Annotated in this window: 14 protein-coding genes and 1 tRNA gene; 5 read left to right on the top strand and 10 right to left on the bottom strand. The window is 71.1% G+C overall.

The genetic code is table 11. From position 1 onward, the window contains the following. Positions 1-69: 69 nt before the first annotated feature. The gene (locus tag JO379_RS13925; protein WP_130879161.1) at positions 70-762 is read right to left on the bottom strand and encodes a TetR/AcrR family transcriptional regulator; all 693 of its coding nucleotides are present in this window, start codon (positions 760-762) and stop codon (positions 70-72) included. Next, positions 759-1,739 (bottom strand): acyl-CoA desaturase, encoded by a 981-nt coding sequence (locus JO379_RS13920; RefSeq protein WP_209515142.1) that lies wholly within the window; start codon positions 1,737-1,739, stop codon positions 759-761. The genes JO379_RS13925 and JO379_RS13920 overlap by 4 nt, the downstream gene beginning before the upstream one ends. Before the next feature lie 195 nt (positions 1,740-1,934). On the opposite strand from JO379_RS13920, the gene ppc reads away from it, so the two are divergent. Continuing rightward, positions 1,935-4,706, top strand: a complete 2,772-nt coding sequence (gene ppc / locus JO379_RS13915; protein ID WP_372449080.1) for a phosphoenolpyruvate carboxylase — start codon at positions 1,935-1,937, stop codon at positions 4,704-4,706. 73 nt (positions 4,707-4,779) lie between these two features. Here the strand turns inward: ppc and pth are convergent, their stop codons facing one another. From pth to JO379_RS13890, 5 genes are all read right to left on the bottom strand, one after another. Continuing rightward, a complete protein-coding gene (gene pth, locus JO379_RS13910) occupies positions 4,780-5,370 on the bottom strand; it encodes an aminoacyl-tRNA hydrolase (protein WP_130879162.1) in 591 nt (196 codons plus the stop codon). Positions 5,371-5,455: 85 nt separating this feature from the next. Further along, positions 5,456-6,031 (bottom strand): 50S ribosomal protein L25/general stress protein Ctc, encoded by a 576-nt coding sequence (locus JO379_RS13905; RefSeq protein ID WP_130879163.1) that lies wholly within the window; start codon positions 6,029-6,031, stop codon positions 5,456-5,458. Positions 6,032-6,216: 185 nt separating this feature from the next. Then, positions 6,217-7,194: a ribose-phosphate diphosphokinase gene (locus JO379_RS13900; RefSeq protein ID WP_130879164.1), complete on the bottom strand. Its 978-nt coding sequence runs from the start codon at positions 7,192-7,194 to the stop codon at positions 6,217-6,219. Between the two features lie 73 nt (positions 7,195-7,267). Continuing rightward, positions 7,268-8,722: a bifunctional UDP-N-acetylglucosamine diphosphorylase/glucosamine-1-phosphate N-acetyltransferase GlmU gene (gene glmU / locus JO379_RS13895; protein WP_209515141.1), complete on the bottom strand. Its 1,455-nt coding sequence runs from the start codon at positions 8,720-8,722 to the stop codon at positions 7,268-7,270. A gap of 114 nt (positions 8,723-8,836) precedes the next feature. Continuing rightward, positions 8,837-8,908: transfer RNA gene (locus JO379_RS13890), tRNA-Gln, on the bottom strand. A 411-nt stretch (positions 8,909-9,319) separates the two neighbouring features. Between JO379_RS13890 and JO379_RS13885 the strand changes: the two genes are divergently transcribed. Further along, on the top strand, positions 9,320-10,681 hold the full coding sequence (locus JO379_RS13885; RefSeq protein WP_130879166.1) for a sensor histidine kinase: 1,362 nt from the start codon (positions 9,320-9,322) through the stop codon (positions 10,679-10,681). Positions 10,682-10,730: 49 nt separating this feature from the next. Here the strand turns inward: JO379_RS13885 and JO379_RS13880 are convergent, their stop codons facing one another. Together JO379_RS13880 and JO379_RS13875 are read right to left on the bottom strand one after the other, a co-directional pair. Further along, on the bottom strand, positions 10,731-11,234 hold the full coding sequence (locus tag JO379_RS13880) for an SUKH-3 domain-containing protein (protein ID WP_130879167.1): 504 nt from the start codon (positions 11,232-11,234) through the stop codon (positions 10,731-10,733). Between the two features lie 5 nt (positions 11,235-11,239). Beyond that, entirely contained in the window at positions 11,240-11,770 is a 531-nt protein-coding gene (locus JO379_RS13875) for a YwqJ-related putative deaminase (protein ID WP_209515140.1), read from the bottom strand. Positions 11,771-12,142: 372 nt separating this feature from the next. Between JO379_RS13875 and JO379_RS13870 the strand changes: the two genes are divergently transcribed. The 3 genes from JO379_RS13870 to JO379_RS13860 all read left to right on the top strand — a co-directional run bounded on the left by JO379_RS13870 (position 12,143) and on the right by JO379_RS13860 (position 16,739). Continuing rightward, positions 12,143-13,120 (top strand): SMI1/KNR4 family protein, encoded by a 978-nt coding sequence (locus JO379_RS13870; protein ID WP_209515139.1) that lies wholly within the window; start codon positions 12,143-12,145, stop codon positions 13,118-13,120. A 5-nt stretch (positions 13,121-13,125) separates the two neighbouring features. After that, the gene (locus JO379_RS13865; protein WP_209515138.1) at positions 13,126-15,639 is read left to right on the top strand and encodes an SUKH-4 family immunity protein; all 2,514 of its coding nucleotides are present in this window, start codon (positions 13,126-13,128) and stop codon (positions 15,637-15,639) included. A 194-nt stretch (positions 15,640-15,833) separates the two neighbouring features. Next, positions 15,834-16,739, top strand: a complete 906-nt coding sequence (locus tag JO379_RS13860) for a cellulose-binding protein (RefSeq protein WP_209515137.1) — start codon at positions 15,834-15,836, stop codon at positions 16,737-16,739. Between the two features lie 78 nt (positions 16,740-16,817). On the opposite strand, the gene JO379_RS13855 is transcribed toward JO379_RS13860, so the two are convergent. Next, positions 16,818-18,596, bottom strand: a complete 1,779-nt coding sequence (locus tag JO379_RS13855) for a lytic transglycosylase domain-containing protein (protein ID WP_209515136.1) — start codon at positions 18,594-18,596, stop codon at positions 16,818-16,820. Between the last annotated feature and the right edge of the window lie 337 nt (positions 18,597-18,933).

The following is an 18,933-nucleotide window of genomic DNA, read 5'->3' as shown; positions in this document are numbered from 1 at the left end:
CAGAAAGGCAACCGGCTCGAATTCCTCGAACCCGGCGGAGCCTGAAGCGGCGCCGCCGGGAGCGGGCCGTCAGGACCGGCGGTGCCCGATCAGCCGGGGCTTCGGCTCCAGTCCGTCCAGCCCGTGCCAGGCCAGATTCACCAGATGGGCCGCCACCTCGGCCTTCTTCGGCTTACGGACGTCCAGCCACCACTGGCCCGTCAGAGCCACCATGCCGACCAGCGCCTGCGCGTACAGCGGAGCCAGCTTCGGATCGAAGCCACGGGCCTTGAACTCCAGCCCCAGAATGTCCTCGACCTGGGTCGCGATATCGCTGATCAGCGACGCGAACGTGCCCGTCGACTGCGCCACCGGCGAATCCCGCACCAGGATGCGGAAGCCGTCCGTATACGTCTCGATGTAATCCAGCAGGGCGAACGCCGCCTGCTCCAGCAGCTCCCGCGGATGCCCCGCCGTCAGCGCCCCCGTCACCAGATCCAGCAGCTGCCGCATCTCGCGGTCCACGACCACCGCGTACAGCCCCTCCTTGCCGCCGAAGTGCTCGTACACCACCGGTTTGGAGACCCCGGCCTTCGCCGCGATCTCCTCCACCGACGTGCCCTCGAACCCCTTCTCGGCGAAGAGTGTGCGACCGATGTCCAGCAGCTGCTCACGGCGCTCCGCGCCGGTCATCCGCACCCGGCGGGAGCGACGGCTCCCCGAAGCCGGGGTCCGGTCCTTGTTACTGGTGGTGTTGCTATCGATCGCCACGCTGTCAATCATGCCGCCTGTGCGGCATCTTCCTTCCGTCGGGATTCGATGCGGCCGGCATCGGGCCACCGCACGTCGTACGCCCAGCCCGCCTTCTCGAACCAGCGGATGATCCGGGCACTGGAATCCAGCTGCCCCTTCAGCACGCCGTGCCGCGCCGACGTCGGGTCGGCGTGGTGGAGGTTGTGCCAGGACTCCCCGCAGGAGAGCACCGCCAGCCACCACACATTGCCCGACCGGTCACGCGACTTGAACGGACGCTTGCCCACCGCATGACAGATCGAGTTGATCGACCAGGTCACATGGTGCAACAACGCCACCCGTACCAGCGAACCCCAGAAGAACGCCGTCACCGCGCCCTGCCACGACCACGTCGCCAGCCCGCCCACCAGCGGCGGGATCAGCAGCGACACCACCGTCCACAGCACGAACTGCCGGGACACCTTCCGCAGCGCCGGATCCTTGATCAGATCCGGGGCGTACTTCTGCTGCGACGTCCGCTCCTCATCGAACATCCAGCCGATGTGCGCCCACCACAGGCCCTTCATCAGCGCCGGCACACTCTCGCCGAACCGCCACGGCGAATGCGGATCACCCTCCGCGTCCGAGAACCGGTGGTGCTTGCGATGATCCGCGACCCAGCGCACCAACGGCCCCTCGACCGCCAGCGACCCCATGATCGCCAACGCGATCCGCAACGGCCGCTTGGCCTTGAACGCACCGTGCGTGAAATAGCGATGGAAGCCGATCGTGATGCCGTGGCAGCCGATGTAATACATCGCCACCATCAGCCCCAGATCAAGCCAGCTCACCCCCCATCCCCAGGCCAGCGGCACCGCGGCGAGCAGTGCGACAAAAGGGACGGTGATGAACAGCAGCAGCGCGATCTGCTCGACCGAACGCTTGCTGTCGCCACCCAGCGTGGCGGAGGGGAGCGAAGTTTCCTGGGCCATCGGCGCGTCTTCGATCACGTCGGGGCTTGCAGTCATTGGGTTCCCTCATGGGGCTCGGGGCAAGGCTACGGTTCCGTAACCTACGGCTACGTAAGTATGGCAGGACCGGCGCCCCGTACACGAGGGCTGGGGACAACCGCGCGTCGAACGGAGACCTATGCTGGGGATCGTCGGACAGCGCGGTCCGCAACCCCTCCAGACGTGCTCAGAAATCTGCAAGGAGCCGCACCTGTGAGCAGTGCCGACCACACCCCCCTCGCCCCCGCCGACAACCGGGAGAGCGACGGCGAAGCACAGCGCAGCGCCGCCCTGCGCGCCGACATCCGCCGCCTCGGTGATCTCCTCGGCGAGACCCTCGTCCGCCAGGAGGGCGAAGAACTCCTCGACCTCGTCGAACGCGTCCGCGCCCTCACCCGCAGCGACGGCGACGCGGCGGCCCGGCTCCTCGGCGAGACCGATCTGGACACCGCCGCCAAGCTCGTCCGGGCCTTCTCCACCTACTTCCACCTGGCCAACGTCACCGAACAGGTGCACCGCGGCCGCGAGCTGCGCGCCAAGCGCGACGCCGAGGGCTCCATCCTCGCCCGCACCGCCGACCAGCTCAAGGACGCCGACGCCGAGCACCTCCAGCACACCGTCGAGCACCTCGGCGTACGCCCCGTCTTCACCGCACACCCCACCGAAGCCGCCCGGCGCAGCGTCCTCAACAAGCTCCGCCGCATCGCCGAACTCCTCGACACCCTCGGCACCGGCGCCGGCGACAAGCGCCGCACCGACCTCCGCCTCGCCGAGAACATCGACCTGCTCTGGCAGACCGACGAACTGCGCGTCGTCCGCCCCGAGCCCACCGACGAGGCCCGCAACGCCATCTACTACCTCGACGAGCTCCACGCCCGGGCCGTCGGCGACGTCCTCGAAGACCTCGCCGCCGAACTCGACCGCGTCGGCGTCGCCCTGCCCGCCACCACCCGCCCGCTGACCTTCGGCACCTGGATCGGCGGCGACCGCGACGGCAACCCCAACGTCACCCCCCAGGTCACCTGGGACGTGCTGATCCTCCAGCACGAACACGGCATCACCGACGCCCTCGAACTCGTCGACGTCCTCCGCGGCGCCCTCTCCAACTCCATCCGCAACAGCGGCGCCACCGAGGAACTGCTCGCCTCGCTCCAGCGCGACCTCGAACTCCTCCCCGAGATCAGCCCCCGCTACAAGCGGCTCAACGCCGAAGAGCCCTACCGGCTCAAGGCCACCTGCATCCGCCAGAAGCTCGTCAACACCCGCGAGCGCCTCGCCCGCGACACCCCCCACCAGAGCGGCCGCGACTACCTCGGCACCGCCGATCTCCTCGCCGACCTCCAGCTCATCCAGGACTCCCTGCGAGCCCACCGCGGCCGCCTCATCGCCGACGGCCGCCTCGAGCGCGCCATCCGCACCCTCGCCGCCTTCGGCCTCCACCTCGCCACCATGGACGTCCGCGAACACGCCGACGCCCACCACCACGCCCTCGGTCAGCTCTTCGACCGGCTCGGCGAGGAATCCTGGCGCTACGCCGACATGCCCCGCGACTACCGCCGCAAGCTCCTCGCCAAGGAGCTGCGCTCCCGTCGCCCCCTGGCCCCCCAGCCCGCCCCCCTCGACGCCGGCGGAGAGAAGACCCTCGGCGTCTTCCACACCATCCGCGAGGCCCTCGCCCGCTTCGGCCCCGAGGTCGTCGAGTCCTACATCATCTCCATGTGCCAGGGCGCCGACGACGTCTTCGCCGCCGCCGTCCTCGCCCGCGAGGCCGGACTCATCGACCTCCACGCCGGCTGGGCCAAGATCGGCATCGTGCCGCTCCTGGAAACCACCGACGAGCTCAAGGAAGCCGACCGCATCCTCGACGAGATGCTGGCCGACCCCTCCTACCGGCGCCTCGTCGCCCTCCGCGGCGACGTCCAGGAGGTCATGCTCGGCTACTCCGACTCCTCCAAGTTCGGCGGCATCACCACCAGCCAGTGGGAAATCCACCGCGCCCAGCGCCGCCTGCGCGACGTCGCCCACCGCTACGGCGTACGGCTGCGCCTCTTCCACGGCCGCGGCGGCACCGTCGGCCGCGGCGGCGGCCCCACCCACGACGCGATCCTCGCCCAGCCCTGGGGCACCCTCGACGGCGAGATCAAGGTCACCGAACAGGGCGAGGTCATCTCCGACAAGTACCTCATCCCCGCCCTCGCCCGGGAGAACCTGGAACTGACGGTCGCCGCCACCCTCCAGGCCTCCGCCCTCCACACCGCCCCCCGGCAGTCCGACGAGGCCCTCGCCCGCTGGGACGCCGCCATGGACACCGTCTCCGACGCAGCCCACAGCGCCTACCGCCGGCTCGTCGAGGACCCCGACCTCCCCGCCTACTTCTTCGCCTCCACCCCCGTCGACCAGCTCGCCGAACTCCACCTCGGCTCCCGCCCCTCCCGCCGCCCCGACACCGGCGCCGGACTCGACGGACTGCGCGCCATCCCCTGGGTCTTCGGCTGGACCCAGTCCCGCCAGATCGTCCCCGGCTGGTTCGGCGTCGGCTCAGGCCTCAAGGCCGCCCGCGAAGCGGGACTCGACACTGTCCTGGACGAAATGCACGAACACTGGCACTTCTTCCAGAACTTCCTCTCCAACGTCGAGATGACCCTCGCCAAGACCGACCTGCGCATCGCCCAGCACTACGTCGACACCCTCGTCCCCGACGAGCTCAAGCACGTCTTCGACACGATCCGCGCGGAGCACGAACTGACCGTGCAGGAAGTCCTGCGCATCACCGGCGAAGCCGGACTCCTCGACGCCAGCCCGGTACTGCGGCAGACCTTCCACATCCGCGACGCCTACCTGGACCCGATCTCCTACCTCCAGGTGACACTGCTCCACCGGCAGCGGCTCGCCGCGGAGCGCGGTGAGCCGACGGATCCGCTGCTGTCGCGGGCGCTGCTGCTCACCGTGAACGGGGTGGCCGCGGGCCTGCGCAACACGGGCTGACGCCCGGGTGACCTCGAACGCCGGGCGGGCTGGAATACCAGCCCGCCCGGCGTTCGAGAACAAAGGGTCACCGCTACGAGTTGTACGTACCCTGAGCCCGCTCCAGGCCGTCCACGATCAGCGTCTCCACCGCGTCCGCCGCCCGGTCGACCTCGAAGTCCAGCTCCTTGCGCTCGGTGGACGAGAAGTCCTTGAGCACGAAGTCGGCGACCTGCATACGGCCCGGCGGCCGGCCGATCCCGAACCGCACCCGGCAGTAGTCCGGCCCCAGCGCCTTGGTGATCGACTTCAGACCGTTGTGGCCGTTGTCGCCACCGCCCAGCTTCAGCCGCAGCTGCCCGTAGTCGATGTCCAGCTCGTCATGGACGGCGACGATCCGCTCCACCGGCACCTTGTAGAAGTCCCGCAGCGCGGCCGTCGGCCCGCCCGACAGATTCATGAACGACATCGGCTTGGCGATGACCACCCGCCGGCTGGACGGACCCGGCGCACCGAGCCGCCCCTCGACGACCTGCGCCCGCGACTTGTGCGCCTTGAACTTGGCCCGCATGCGCTCCGCGAGCAGGTCCGCGACCATGAAGCCCACGTTGTGCCGGTTCGCCGCGTACTCCGGGCCGGGGTTGCCCAGGCCCACGATGAGCCAGGGACTGCTGTCGTCCGTCATCTGCATACCTCCTTATAGCCAACCGCCGCCCCGCTCCGGGCGGAGCGGGGCGGCGGCGGCAAAGAAAATCCGAAGCAGGCGAGGATCAGGCCTCGGTGCTCGCGGCCTCGGCCGGGGCCTCGGTCTGCGCGGCCAGGACCTGCAGGACGACGGCGTCGGCGTCGATGGCGAGGGTGGTGCCGGCCGGCAGGATGACGTCCTTGGCGAGGACGGAGGCACCGGCCTCGAGGCCCGCGATGTTGGCGGTGACGGACTCGGGGAGGTGGGTGGCCTCGGCCTCGACCGTGAGGGTGTTCAGGATGTGCTCGAGCAGGTTGCCGCCCGGGGCCAGCTCGCCCTCGGTGTGGACCGGAACCTCGACGGTGACCTTCTCGCCCTTGGAGACGACGAGCAGGTCGACGTGGACCAGGAAGCCCTTGAGCGCGTCACGCTGGACGGCCTTGGGGATGACCAGCTCGGTGCGGCCCTCGATGTCCAGGGAGAGCAGGACGTTCGGGGTCTTGAGCGCCATCATGAGCTCGTGGCCCGGGAGGGTGACGTGGACCGGCTCGCCACCGTGGCCGTAGACGACGGCGGGAACCTGGGCGGCGGCACGGGCGCGGCGGGCGAAGCCCTTGCCGAACTCGCGGCGGACCTGTGCGGGGATCTTGACCTCGGACACGGGGCACTCCTCGTAAGCAATGGGGATCTGACGGCCGTTACCCGGCCCACGACAGACCTTGCTACGAAGAGCGCGTCGATAACGGACCGCCGCACACTGCACACAGCAGTGCGGCCTCCCTCGCCGAGCAACTCGATGAGTCTACCCGGCGGGAAGGCCGCACTGAAATCGATCTATGGAGCGGGTTACGCCTGCTCGTCGAAGAGGCTCGTGACCGAACCGTCCTCGAAGACCTCGCGCACCGCGCGGGCGATCGTCGGCGCCATCGACAGCACCGTGATCTTGTCGAGCTCCAGGTCGCCCGGGTCGGGCAGCGTGTTCGTGAAGACGAACTCGCTCACCTTGGAGTTCTTCAGACGGTCCGCGGCGGGACCGGACAGGATGCCGTGCGTGGCCGTCACGATGACGTCCTCCGCGCCGTTGGCGAACAGGGCGTCCGCCGCGGCGCAGATCGTGCCACCGGTGTCGATCATGTCGTCGACCAGGACGCAGATGCGGCCCTTCACATCACCGACGACCTCGTGCACGGTGACCTGGTTGGCGACGTCCTTGTCACGACGCTTGTGCACGATCGCCAGCGGCGCGTCCAGACGGTCGCACCAGCGGTCGGCGACGCGCACCCGGCCGGCGTCCGGCGAGACGACGGTGAGCTTGGAACGGTCGACCTTCGCACCCACGTAGTCGGCGAGCACCGGCAGCGCGGAGAGGTGGTCCACCGGGCCGTCGAAGAAGCCCTGGATCTGGTCGGTGTGCAGATCGACCGTGAGGATGCGGTCGGCACCCGCGGTCTTCAGCAGATCCGCGATCAGACGGGCCGAGATCGGCTCGCGACCGCGGTGCTTCTTGTCCTGACGGGCGTAGCCGTAGGACGGGATGATCACGGTGATGCTCCGGGCGGAGGCCCGCTTCAGAGCATCGATCATGATGAGCTGCTCCATGATCCACTTGTTGATGGGAGCCGTGTGGCTCTGCATCAGGAAGCAGTCGGCACCGCGCGCCGACTCCTGGAAGCGGACGTAGATCTCACCGTTGGCGAAGTCGAATGCCTTGGTCGGGACCAGGTCGACACTCAGCTGGTGCGCGACCTCCTCGGCAAGCTCGGGGTGGGCGCGGCCGGAGAAGAGCATCAGCTTCTTCTCGCCGGTCGTCTTGATCCCGCTCACAGCACAGTCTCCTTGGATGTCCATTTGTGTGCGCTTATCACGGTACGCCCCGCACGGCGTGACCGTGTCACGGTCACTGCTCGCCGTCGGGCTCCTGGCGAGCCGTGGAAGCGGCCTGTGCGGCCGCGCTTCCGGGACGCTTACGGGCGACCCAACCCTCGATATTCCGCTGCTGACCACGGGCGACAGCCAGCGAACCCGGGGGCACATCCTTGGTGATGACGGAGCCGGCAGCGGTGTACGCGCCGTCCCCGACCGTGACAGGAGCCACAAACATGTTGTCCGACCCGGTCCGGCAGTGCGAACCGATCGTCGTGTGGTGCTTGTTCACACCGTCGTAGTTCACGAAGACGCTCGCCGCGCCGATGTTGCTGTACTCACCGATGGTCGCATCGCCGACGTACGACAGGTGCGGCACCTTGGTGCCCTCGCCGATGTCGGCGTTCTTCATCTCGACGTACGCCCCGGCCTTCGACTTGCGGCCGAGCTTCGTACCCGGCCGCAGATACGCGTACGGACCGACGGTGGCCCCCTCGCCGATCAGCGCGCTGTCGGCGACGGTGTTGTCCACCACGGCGCCCGCGCCGACGGACGTGTCCTTCAGGCGGGAGTTCGGGCCGACCTCGGCGCCCGTGGCGATGTGCGTGGCGCCCAGCAGCTGCGTACCGGGCTGGACGAGCGCGTCCGGCTCGAAGGTGACCGTGACGTCCACCCAGGTCGTGGCGGGATCGACGACCGTCACACCGCTCATCATCGCGTCGTGCAGCAGCCGCTCGTTGAGCAGCTTGCGGGCCTCGGCGAGCTGGACGCGGTTGTTGATGCCCAGGATCTCCCGGTGATCGCCCGCGACGGCCGCACCGACCCGGTGACCGGCCTCGCGCAGGATGCCGAGCACATCGGTGAGGTACTCCTCACCCTGGCTGTTGTCCGTGCGGACCTTGCCGAGCGCGTCGGTCAGGAGCTGGGCGTCGAACGCGAACACCCCGGAGTTGATCTCACGGATGGCGCGCTGCGCGTCGGTGGCGTCCTTGTGCTCGACGATCGCGGTCACGGCGCCGCTGTCGTCACGCACGATGCGGCCGTAGCCGGTGGAGTCGGGGACCTCGGCGGTCAGCACGGTGACGGCGTTGCCGTCGGCGGCGTGGGTGTCGCTGAGGGCCTTGAGGGTGGCGCCGGTCAGCAGGGGGGTGTCACCGCAGACCACGACGACGGTGCCGTCGAGGGCGATCCCGCTGTCGCCGAGCGACTCCAGGCCCATCCGCACGGCGTGGCCGGTGCCGTTCTGCTCGTACTGGACGGCGGTGCGGGTGGCCGGGTCGATCTCCGCCAGATGCGCGCTCACCTGCTCGCGGGCGTGCCCGACGATCACCACGAGGTGCTCGGGGTCCAGCTCGCGGGAGGCGGCGACGACGTGCCCGACGAGGGAGCGGCCGCAGATGGCGTGCAGGACCTTGGGGGTCGCCGACTTCATGCGGGTGCCCTCACCCGCTGCGAGGACGACGACGGCTGCCGGGCGGTTGGCGCTCACGGGTGTGCCCTTCGGCTTCGAGTGGTGGACACCCGAAGGATACCGGTGCGTATGGAGGCCGAAACGCGGGCGGGTCCTGACCTGGAGGTCAGGACCCGATATTCGAACATCCAGCTCCCCCGCCAGGACTCGAACCCGGACAGATGGCACCAAAAGCCACAGTGCTGCCAATTACACCACGGGGGATAGTGTCGGTCTAAACCGGACATTACGTCAGGCTGTCGATCGCGACCCCAACACTATGCCGTACCACCGGCCTTCGACGCGACGGTATAGGTCAGCTGCCGCCGACCGCTGTCGCGGACGCGCGCCGCGAGGTGCTCGCGACGCCCCTCCCCGGATCCTTCGACACGCCGAGCTCCGCCACGATCTCACCGCACGTCTTCCCGCCCGTCGCGGCTCCCGTACGCGGGCCTTCATGTCTGTTTTGGCTTGGAGCATGCACCGAAGCCTCGTCGTACGTGCGTGCACATGTGCCGAAAATCTGGCTGATTCAACAGTTCGAGGGAAAAGCTCGCTATTCGTCCTTGTTCGCACACCCTCCGTGCTGCCGTGCGCACCGGAAAAGCGGTGGCCCCCGCCCTTAGTCTGGGAGGTATGACCACAACGGGGGCAATCGCGGAAGCGGGCGCGCGGGGCGCGCCCTCGGGGCCTTGGTGGTGGGCCCGGCGGCGGAGTATGGCGCTGGATGTCGCGCTGGCTCTGGTGTCGGTGCTGGAGTGTGTGCTGGAGGGGGTGCAGTTCGCCGGCGAGCACGGGTTGCCGGCGGGGCTCGGGGCGGTGGTCGGAATTCCGGCCGGGGCCTCGCTGCTGCTGCGGCGGCGGTGGCCGGTCGCCGTGGTGCTGGTGTCGATCGCGATCACGCCGGCCGAGATGGGTTTCCTGCTCAGCATCGTCGGCCTGTACACGCTGGCGGCGTCCGAGGTGCCGCGTCGGATCACGGCCGTGCTGGCCGGGGCGTCGCTGGCGGGGACGCTGATCGTGACGTTCGTGCGGTTCCAGCAGGACATGGCGCAGGACGGTTATCAGCCGGGCTTCTGGGTGGTCGTGGCGTTCACGGTGGCGATGGCGCTGGGGCTGACGGCTCCGCCCGTGCTGCTGGGGTTGTACGTGGGGGCGCGGCGCCGGCTGGTCGACAGTCTGCGGGAGCGGGCGGACGGGCTGGAGCGGGAGCTGTCGCTGCTGGCGGACCGGGCGGAGGAGCGGGCGGTGTGGGCCCGTAACGAGGAGCGCACCCGGATCGCGCGGGAGATGCACGACGTGGTGGCGCACCGGGTGTCGTTGATGGTGGTGCACGCGGCGGCGTTGCAGGCGGTGGCGTTGAAGGATCCGGAGAAGGCGTCGAAGAACGCGGGTCTGGTCGGTGACATGGGCCGGCAGGCGCTGACGGAGTTGCGCGAGATGCTCGGTGTGCTGCGGACGTCGTCGGACGGGATGGTGGCGGAGAAGCCGGCGGCGGCGCAGACGCAGCGGTTGGCGGCGGTGGCGGCGGTGGCGTCGGCGCGGGTGTCGGCTGGTGCCGCGGGTGGTCATGACGACGACGGGGGTCCGGTCGGTGACGGACCGTGTCTGGACGGTCTGGCGGATCTGGTGGGGCAGTCGCGGGCGGCGGGGATGGCCGTGGAGCTGTCGGTGGAGGGTGAGGAGCGGGCGTACGGGCGGCGGGTGGAGCGTACGGCCTACCGCGTGGTGCAGGAGGCGCTGACGAACGTCCACAAGCACGCCCCGGGCGCGAAGGCGCAGGTGCGGTTGGCGCACCGGGAGGGCGAGGTGGCGTTGCAGGTGGAGAACGGCCCGTCGGACGGTGGTGCGGACGCGGGGCTGCCGAGTGGTGGCAATGGTCTGGTGGGGATGCGGGAGCGGGTGTCCGCGCTCGGTGGGGTGTTCGTGTCGGGGCCGACGGAGGCGGGTGGTTTCCGGGTGTCCGCGGTGATCCCGGACCGGGTGCGGGCGGTCTGACCGGGCGCTCCGGACGGGGCGCGGGTGTCCTCCGGACGGAGCGCGGGTGTCAGCGGCGTCCGGCGGACAGTCGTGCGGGGCGGGTGCCGGTGACCAGGGTGCCGATGGCGTGGTCGATGTCGGGGCCGAGGTACCAGTCGCCGGTGTGGTCGAGGCTGTAGACGCGGCCGTGGGTGTCGATGGTGAGCAGGGCCTGGTTGTCGGCTTCCTGGCCGAGGGGGCAGACCTCGGTGCCGAGCGCGCGGCCGAGGTCGGCGACGGTGCGGGCGAGGTGGAGGCCGTGCAGGGGGTCGATGTGGAAGGGCGTGGGGGCGATGTGGCGGCCCGCGCCGGGGGCGGCGATGCGCAGTCCGCCGAATTCGGCCCAGGCCTCGACGGCGGCGGGGAAGACCGTGTGCCGGTGGCCGGCGGGGGAGACGTGGGCGCGCAGGGCGTCGGCCCAGTTCTCGGCGGCTTTGATGTCCCAGCGGCCGGGCTGCCAGCCGGCTTCGCGCAGGGCCGCGTCGACGGCTACGGGGAAGCGGGTGGCGGCGGTGCGGTCGAAGGCGCGCATGTGTGTCAGCTCTTGCCGTTGGTGGAGGCGGCGGGGTCGACGGACCGTACGCCGAAGTGGGTCAGGAGTGCGGTGCAGGAGCGGCAGGGGGGTGCGTAGCTGCCGTGCCGGGGGTCGCCGTCCTCGCGGATGTGGCGTGCGGTGAGTTTGGACTGTTTGAGTGCGCGCCGGGCCTCGCCGTGGGTGAGGGGTTTGCGGGAGGCACGTTTGCTGCGGCCGGCTTCGAAGGCGCTGAGGTAGCGGGTGAGGAGGACGGCTTCGGGGCAGCGGCCGGTGAAGCGTTCGCGTCGCTCGCTGGTGAGGGTGTCGAGGAAGTCCTGGACGAGCGGGTGGAGGGCGGGTGGCTGGTCGGATCTGCCCGCGGTGCAGGTGAGGGTCTCGCCGCGGACGGAGAGCGCGGCGGCCACGGCGGGGAGTATGCCGTCGCGGCGGTGGAGCAGTGCGGGGGCGCGGTCGGCGTCGTCGGTGGCGCTCCAGGTGAGCCGGGGGTCGCCCGGTGTGCCGCCGTCGGTGTGGCGGTCCTGCGTCGTGTGCATGGTGGTTCTTCCCTCCCGTGCAATCCCCCTGTTGCGGGGATCAGACTGCCAAATGGGATGCGGGGTGTGGAAGTCAGGGCGGTGTTGTGCGCGCGTCGTGTGACGGATGTGCTTGATGAGGTCAGGGGTGGTGAGGCTGTGCGAACCCTTGGCGCACTGGGGACGGGCGGGGTGGAACGGGAGGCTCCGCGTGGGCGGGGGCGGGGGCCTCTCTTGCGCCACCGCATAGGCTGTCCGCCACGAGGTGTCCTCGGCCATGGGGACACCGACCGGCCGAGCCGCCCCGTGGTCCGGCCGGGGATCTGGTGGCCCGCGGCGTCCGCCGCATCTGTCCGGGCCTCCAGGAGACACAGTCAGCAGGGGGCATCCGCCATGACGACAGGTCGGCTCGGGCAGCAAGCCGCGCCACCGAACACGGCCTACGCAGGGCAGGTCGTGCACTTCCCGGACCCGGTCCGGGCCAGCCGCTACCCCAAGGGCGTGCGGGTGGACGACGACGGTTTCCCGGACTTCTCGCCGTACGCGCGTGCCGCCGCGGAGATCGCGGAGCCGCCGGAGGGTTTCGGCGTGGACGAGCTGCGGCTGACCGACTACGTGTCGGCGAACGCCGCCCTGCACGCCGACGGTCACGAGCTGTGGGCCAGTCTGCCGCCGGTGGCGACGCCGCACGGCTGGACGTGGCACCACTCGGTCCGCAGCCGCCGGCTGGAGCTGATCCCGGTGGAGGTCAAGGCGCTGCTCAGGCATCACGGCGGGCTGGCGACGGCCCCGGTGGACCAGGACAAGCGCGGCACCCGGCCGTTGGCGGAGACCCGGCCGGTGCACTTCGCGCTGCCGCAGCGGGACCTCGCGGTCTCGGAGGAGCAGGTGCGGGGTGTCGAGGAGGACCTCGGCTACCGGCTGCCGGGCGCCTACCGCGCGTTCCTGAAGGCGGCCGGCGGCTGCGCCCCGGTGGGTGCCGCGCTGGACGCGGAGCTGGGGCTGCTGCTGGACCAGCCGTTCTTCACGGTGCGGGACGAGGCGGCGGTCAATGACCTCGTGTACATCAACAAGTGTCTGCGCGACCACTTCACCAAGGACTACCTGGGTGTGGGGTTCGTGCAGGGCGGTGTGATCGCGGTCAAGGTGAGGGGCGAGGCGATCGGGTCGGTGTGGTTCTGCCCGTACGACGACGCCCGTGACCAGGACGGTCTGACGGTGCAGGAGCGGGTGGAGCGGCTGCTGTTGCCCTGCGGTGAGGATTTCGACGCGTTTCTCTCCCGGCTGGCGGGTGGTCCGCCGGAGCTGGAGACCGTGGCGAATCTGATGGTGGACGGCGGCTTCGCTTACGCCGTCCCGGTGGAGGGGTGAGCGCGATGGTGACGTTCGCGCAGGCGCAGGAGCGCGCGGAGCGCTGGGTCAACGGCGACGTACCGGCGTATCTGCACCGTGAGGTGCGGGTGCGGGAGTTCGACCTGGGCTTCGTGGCCTGGGCCGAGGACCGTGCGGACTGCCCCACGACGGACGGCGGACGGGCGCGCCTGGTGATCGCCCGTGACAGCGGGGAGACCACGCTGTGGCCGGGGCTGCCGGTGGGTGAGGTGATCCGTCGGTACGAAGAGGAGTACGGGGCTGTGGACGAGTCGGTACCGGTGGCGGACACTCCGCCGAAGCGGTTGGACCTGGAGGCGACGTCGTTCCTGCTGAGCCCGCCTCAGTGGTTGCAGGACGCGGCGGACGCGATCGGGATCCCGGACCGGCGGTCCGGGTCCTCCTCGGCTGCCTCCTCCTCTTCCGACGCCTCGTCGTCTTCGCCGGCCCCTGCGGACGCCCCGTCCGTGCCCGCCGCCCGTGCGGAAGGGGGCCGGCCGCCCGCCGATGCCCCTGCTCCGGCGGCCCCTGCTCCGGCCGCTCCTGCTCCGGCTCCTGTTCCGACGGGGGCGACGCCGTGGGCCGGTGCCGACACGAACACGGGGGCGGACGACAGCGACCGTTCGGTCGGTCTGCCCGCCACGGTCTTCGCGCCCGCGCTGGAGGACACCGCCGCGCCGGACGCCGCGCCGCCCGCCGTGCCGGCGGACGCCAAGACGGCGCTGATGGCTGCGGGCAGCGCGCTGCCCCGTACGGCCATCGCGCCCGCGATCGACGACCCCGCCGCGCCTGCTCCGGGTGCGCCCGTTCCCGCCGCGCCCGCGCCCGTTGCCGCTCCCGAGCCGCCGGTCGCTCAGCCGCCGGTCGCCCAGCCGCAGGCGCAGCCGAGCGCACCGCCGAGTGCGCCTCCGGCCGCGCCGCCGGGTGGGTACGTCCGCACGCAGCTCGTCTCCCAGCTCGACGACAGTCTCGGTGCGGGCATCCCGAACGCGGCGGTCGCGCCGGGTGGTGCGCAGGCGCCCGGTGCGCCGGTGCCGCCCGGACCTCCCGGTGCCCCGGGCATGCCGCCCGCGTTCCCGGGCGCTCCCGGTCAGCCTCCCGCGGCTGCGTACCCGGGTCAGCCCGGTGCGCAGCCTCCGGCGGCGCCCGCTCCCGGTCAGCCGCAGGGTGTGCACGCGGCGGCGACGATGCTCGCCGGTCCCGGCACCCCGGGTGTTCCCGGTGCGGCCCCGGTGCCTCCCGGCCCGCCCGGTGCCCCCGGTGCTCCGGGGCAGGGGCAGGTTCCCGGCCGTCCGCAGCCGCCCGGTGTCCCGGGTCAGCCCGGTGCGCAGCCTCCGGCGGCGCCCGCTCCCGGTCAGCCGCAAGGCGTCCACGCGGCGGCGACGATGCTCGCCGGTCCCGGCACGCCGGGCATGCCGGGCGCGCCGGGTCAGCCGCCCGCTGCCCCGATGCCTCCGGCGGCCCCGATGGGTGCCGCGGCCCCCGCCGCCGCCCCGGGCGGGTACGGGTATCCGCAGGCCGCTCCCACCGGGCTGCCGACCGTGGGTCCCGGCTACATGGCCGTGCTGCGCTACCGCGCGCAGGACGGTTCCGAGCAGCAGATCATCCGGCGCAGCGCGCCGGGTACGCCGCATCCCGAGTGGCAGATCCTGCATGAGCTGCGGGCGATGAACGTGCCGCCGCAGCAGGTGCTGGAGCTGCACACGGAGCTGGAGTCGTGTGATCTGCCCGGTGGTTACTGCGCCCGGATGGTGCGGGAGACGTGGCCGCAGGTGCGGATCAGTCATACGGCCGCGTACGGGCGGGATCATCTGACCCGTCAGCAGGGTGTGCGGCACCTGGTGGAGCATCAGGGCGAGCTGCACCAGGTCGCGGACGGGCCGGCGCGTCCGGCGCCGAACCGGGTGCCGTTGCCGCACCCGAGCCAGGTGCAGCAGGCGCCGCCGGTCGCCCCGGACGGCATCGCGCGTGAGCTGGTGGAGGCGTTCGGCCCGCAGGGCATCTTCCGCTTCGACCAGCGGGCGGTCTCGCGTCAGGGCGTGCCGGACATCGTGGCGCAGACGCTGGTGTGGGCGGGTCTGCCGGTCGACTTCGGCCCGTTCTTCTGGGGTCAGGCGCAGCCGGGCCGTCCGGTGCCGACGCTGGCGGAGCTGGCGGCGGAGCGCGGGGTGCGGCCGTCGCCGGACGCGGGTTCGTATCTCGTCATGGGCAGTGATTTCGGCCGTCAGTTGTGTGTGCAGTACGGGACGGCGCACATCGTGGCGGTGCCGATGGAGGCGGGTCCGGACGGCGGTTCGGTGGCGCCGCAGTTCGTCAACACGAGCCTGCCTCAGTTCGTACGCTGTTTGGCGCTGCTCGGGAAGATGTGGCGCTGGCGCTACGGGCTGACGCCGGAGCAGGCCGGGCGCTGGACCGTGGATTTCCAGGCTCAGCTCATGGCGTTGGACCCCGCGGCGCTGTCGTCGCCGGAGAACTGGTGGGCCGTACTGCTGGAGCAGATGTGGGACGGTCTTTTCTAGCGACCGGCCGACGTAGTCAAGGGCACAGGGCGCTCGACCCGGGTGAGGGGTCGGGCGCCCTGCGTCGTGGGTCGGCGCATCCTTGAGAGATAAAAAGGGCGGAGTGTCGCGTTTTGGGCGCTTCGGTGGTCCAGGAAATGATGTGCGCCGGATCGCGTCGCATACCGGATATCCGGATATAAGGGGCTTCAAGGATGAGTGCATCGGTGTCTCCCGACGGTTTCGCTGTGGTGCGGGGCCGCGGCTACCGGCCTGAGCAGGTCGAGCGCGCGGCGGCGGAGTTCGCACGTCAGCGGGACGGGGCGTGGGAGCGGGTGGCGCGACTGACCGTGCTCGCGCGGGAGATGGAGAGCGAGGTGGAGCGCCTCGCCCAGGTGGTGGCGCAGCTTCCGCCGCAGACGTACGAGTCGCTCGGTTCGCGGGCCCGGGGGCTGCTGACCACCGCGGAGGCCGAGGCGGCGGGTCTGCGTGAGCGCGCCGACGCGGCGGCGGCCGAGCTGCGGGAGGCCGCCGAGGCCCATGCCCGCACGGTCCGGGACGAGGCGCACGCCTACGCCGTGGCGGTGAAGGCGGAGTCGGAGGGCTGGGCGCGGCAGGCGGTGCTGGCCGCGCAGTCCGCGGCGGACGAGCTGCGGGCGGAGGTGCGCCGGGAGGTCAAGGCGCGGCGCGGGGAGTCGCTGGCGGCGCTGCGGGAGATGCGCCAGCACACGGCGGGTCTGCTGGCGGAGCAGGAGAAGGACCAGGCCGAGCGGTGGGACGTGGCGGGGCGCGAGATCGCCGAGCGGGAGGCCGCGATGGACGTGCGGGTGGCCGCCCTGGAGGAGTACGCGCGCTCGACGCTGGGGGAGGCGCAGCGCCGGTTCGCGGAGGCGGAGGAGGCCGCGCGGCACGGCCAGGAGGACGCGGAGGCGCAGGCGGGGGCGTTGCTCGCGCAGGCGCGGGTGCGCGAGGAGCGCATCAACCGGGAGACCGAGCGGCTGCTGCGGGAGCACGAGGAGCGCCGCGAGGAGCTCCGGTCGCACATGGCGCATGTGCGGCACAGTCTGGCGGCGTTGACGGGCAAGCCGGTCGCCGAGGACGCGGGCGCGGGCGAGCTGTAGGAGCTGACGGCCCTCCGGGGCCGAGCCGCCGTCCCGCCCGGGCCCCGCGAGGCGGGGACGGGCGGGACGGTGCGGTGCTCAGGACTTCGGGGTGCTGCTCGGGGTGGTGGACGGCTGCTGCGTGGGCTTCTTCGCCTCCACGTTCAGGTGCACGAGGAGGACCTGATCATCGGCGGTGACGATGCGGAGGGTGAAGGCGCCGGTCCTGCCGTCGGCGAAGAACTCCGGCAGTTCGATCTGCCCGTTCCCGTCGGTCTTGCCGAGGTTGAACTTGCGGACCGGCTTGCCGTTCTCGTCCTTGAAGTAGGGGCCGGTCTCGACGGCCTTCTTGCCGTTGGCGGAGGCCACGGTGGCGGTCATGCCGATGCCGGCCACGGCCTTGCCGTCCTTGGAGGCCTGGATCACGACCTTGCAGTCGAAGGGGCTGTTCGGCTGGGCCACAGCGCACTCGTTGCCGACGCGCTCGATCTTGTCGGCGTGTGGTGCCGGGGCGGGTTTGACGGTCGCGTTGAAGTCGACGGGCGTGACGCCGTCCTTGCCCTCGACGGTGACATGCAAGGTGAACTCGCCGACGCTGTCGCCCGCGAGGATGGTCGGCGCGGTGGCGATGCCGTCCTTGAGCGTCGTGGCGGTGACCTTCTTGGAGCCGCCCAGGAAGCTGGCCTCCGTGCCCTCGCCCTTGATCTCGAAGACCACCCGAGTGTCGGCGACCGGCTTGCCGGCCTTGTCGAGGGCCCTTACCTTCGCGCGTTCCTCAAAGACCTCGCCCGTATTGGTCTCCCACTTGGCCGCGCTCATCCGCTCCAGGCGGCTGACGGGTGACGGGATCGGCTTGGTGGGATCGGGCTTCGGCTCGGGCTTCGGGGTCGGCTTCTGCGGGTCCGGCTTCTGCGGGTCGGGCTTCGGGGTCGGCTTCTGCGGAGTCGGCTTCTGGGGCGAGGGCGTCTGCTTGCCCGGGCTGGGCTTGTTGCTCGGCGGCGTCGTCGTCGAGCCGCCCCCGGGTGTGGCGCCGGAGGAGGGGGTGGTGGGGCGCTTGCCCGGGGTGTCGCCCGACGGGTCGTGCGGGGTGGTCGGGATGTTGTCGGGCACCGTGCCCACGTTGCCGCTCTGGTACGTACGCATCCAGGCCAGGACGGCGGTGACGTACTCGCGGGACTGGTTGTAGCTCAGCACGGCCTTGTCGAGGTCGGCGCTGCTGTTCAGGTCCCGGTTGTTCGCGCAGAGGTAGTGGGCGGTGCCCAGCGCGGCGTCGAAGATGTTGTTGGGGTCCTTGATGCCGTCGCCGTTGCCGTCGGCGCCGGACATCTCCCAGGTGGAGGGGATGAACTGGGTCGGGCCGACGGCCCGGTCGTACTCGGTGTCGCCGTCCCAGCGTCCCTTGTCGGTGTCCCGGATCTCGGCGAACTGACCGCCGGTCAGCCGGGGGCCGCGGATCGGCTTCTCGGTCGAGCCGTCGCTGCGCAGCCCGTAGCCGCCGGCGTGCACCGACTCCACACGGCCGATGCCCGCGATGAGCTCCCACGGGATGTGGCAGCCCGGCAGCTGGGTCGCGGCGAGGCGCGCGGCGTTCTGATAGGCGGCCAGGGCGGTCTTGGGGATGCCCGTGTTGCCGTCGGGGGCGTCGCCGCCGGGCTTGCCGGCGTTGCCCGGGTTCTTCGGGGCGAGGTCGGGCAGGGCGAGGTTGGGCACGCCGTGCGGCTTGCCCTGGGGGTCGGAAGGTCTGGGTGAGGAATCGTCGGCACCGGCGGTGTTGTGCGGCGGGCTGACGCCGACAGCCGCCGTGAGGCTGGCGACGAGCAGAGCAGTGCACAGTCCCTGCCGGGAGACGCTGGCAGCGCGAGTACGAAGTATCTTCACGGAGGCTGCTTCCTTGGGAGACCGACTGGCCGGTGCGAGGGGGGTCGCACGTGCCCCCCACGGCCATAGACCCGAACACTAATTCCCTCTGGCCCCAATTGTCTTGTCCCGGGACCGGCTTCACGTATTCTTCGCTCTTCGTTCCCCCCGAGGGGTCCATTTCCCCCCTGTTACCCCCTGTCTTCGACTGTTCGTCCGCCCGGCGACCCCGAGACGGGGGCGGCCCGGCGGGGCGCGTCCCCTAGGGGTGGCTCCGTACATCCCCCTCAGCCCCGGCTCGTACCGCAGCAGGATGCTCCGGCCGAGGGCGATATCTAGCCTTTTTATGGGCGGCCGG

The organism is Streptomyces syringium (assembly GCF_017876625.1).
Lineage (GTDB): Bacteria > Actinomycetota > Actinomycetes > Streptomycetales > Streptomycetaceae > Streptomyces > Streptomyces syringius.
This window is presented reverse-complemented; position numbering and strand designations above follow the sequence as displayed.

What these genes read in the sequence shown, in the direction of transcription:
- JO379_RS13920 (WP_209515142.1), bottom strand. Translation starts at nt 1,739, where the DNA reads ATGACTGCAAGCCCCGACGTGATCGAAGACGCGCCGATGGCCCAGGAA.
- JO379_RS13865 (WP_209515138.1), top strand. Translation starts at nt 13,126, where the DNA reads ATGGTGACGTTCGCGCAGGCGCAGGAGCGCGCGGAGCGCTGGGTCAAC.
- JO379_RS13885 (WP_130879166.1), top strand. Translation starts at nt 9,320, where the DNA reads ATGACCACAACGGGGGCAATCGCGGAAGCGGGCGCGCGGGGCGCGCCC.
- JO379_RS13860 (WP_209515137.1), top strand. Translation starts at nt 15,834, where the DNA reads ATGAGTGCATCGGTGTCTCCCGACGGTTTCGCTGTGGTGCGGGGCCGC.
- JO379_RS13870 (WP_209515139.1), top strand. Translation starts at nt 12,143, where the DNA reads ATGACGACAGGTCGGCTCGGGCAGCAAGCCGCGCCACCGAACACGGCC.
- JO379_RS13880 (WP_130879167.1), bottom strand. Translation starts at nt 11,234, where the DNA reads ATGCGCGCCTTCGACCGCACCGCCGCCACCCGCTTCCCCGTAGCCGTC.
- pth (WP_130879162.1), bottom strand. Translation starts at nt 5,370, where the DNA reads ATGACGGACGACAGCAGTCCCTGGCTCATCGTGGGCCTGGGCAACCCC.
- JO379_RS13925 (WP_130879161.1), bottom strand. Translation starts at nt 762, where the DNA reads ATGATTGACAGCGTGGCGATCGATAGCAACACCACCAGTAACAAGGAC.
- JO379_RS13875 (WP_209515140.1), bottom strand. Translation starts at nt 11,770, where the DNA reads ATGCACACGACGCAGGACCGCCACACCGACGGCGGCACACCGGGCGAC.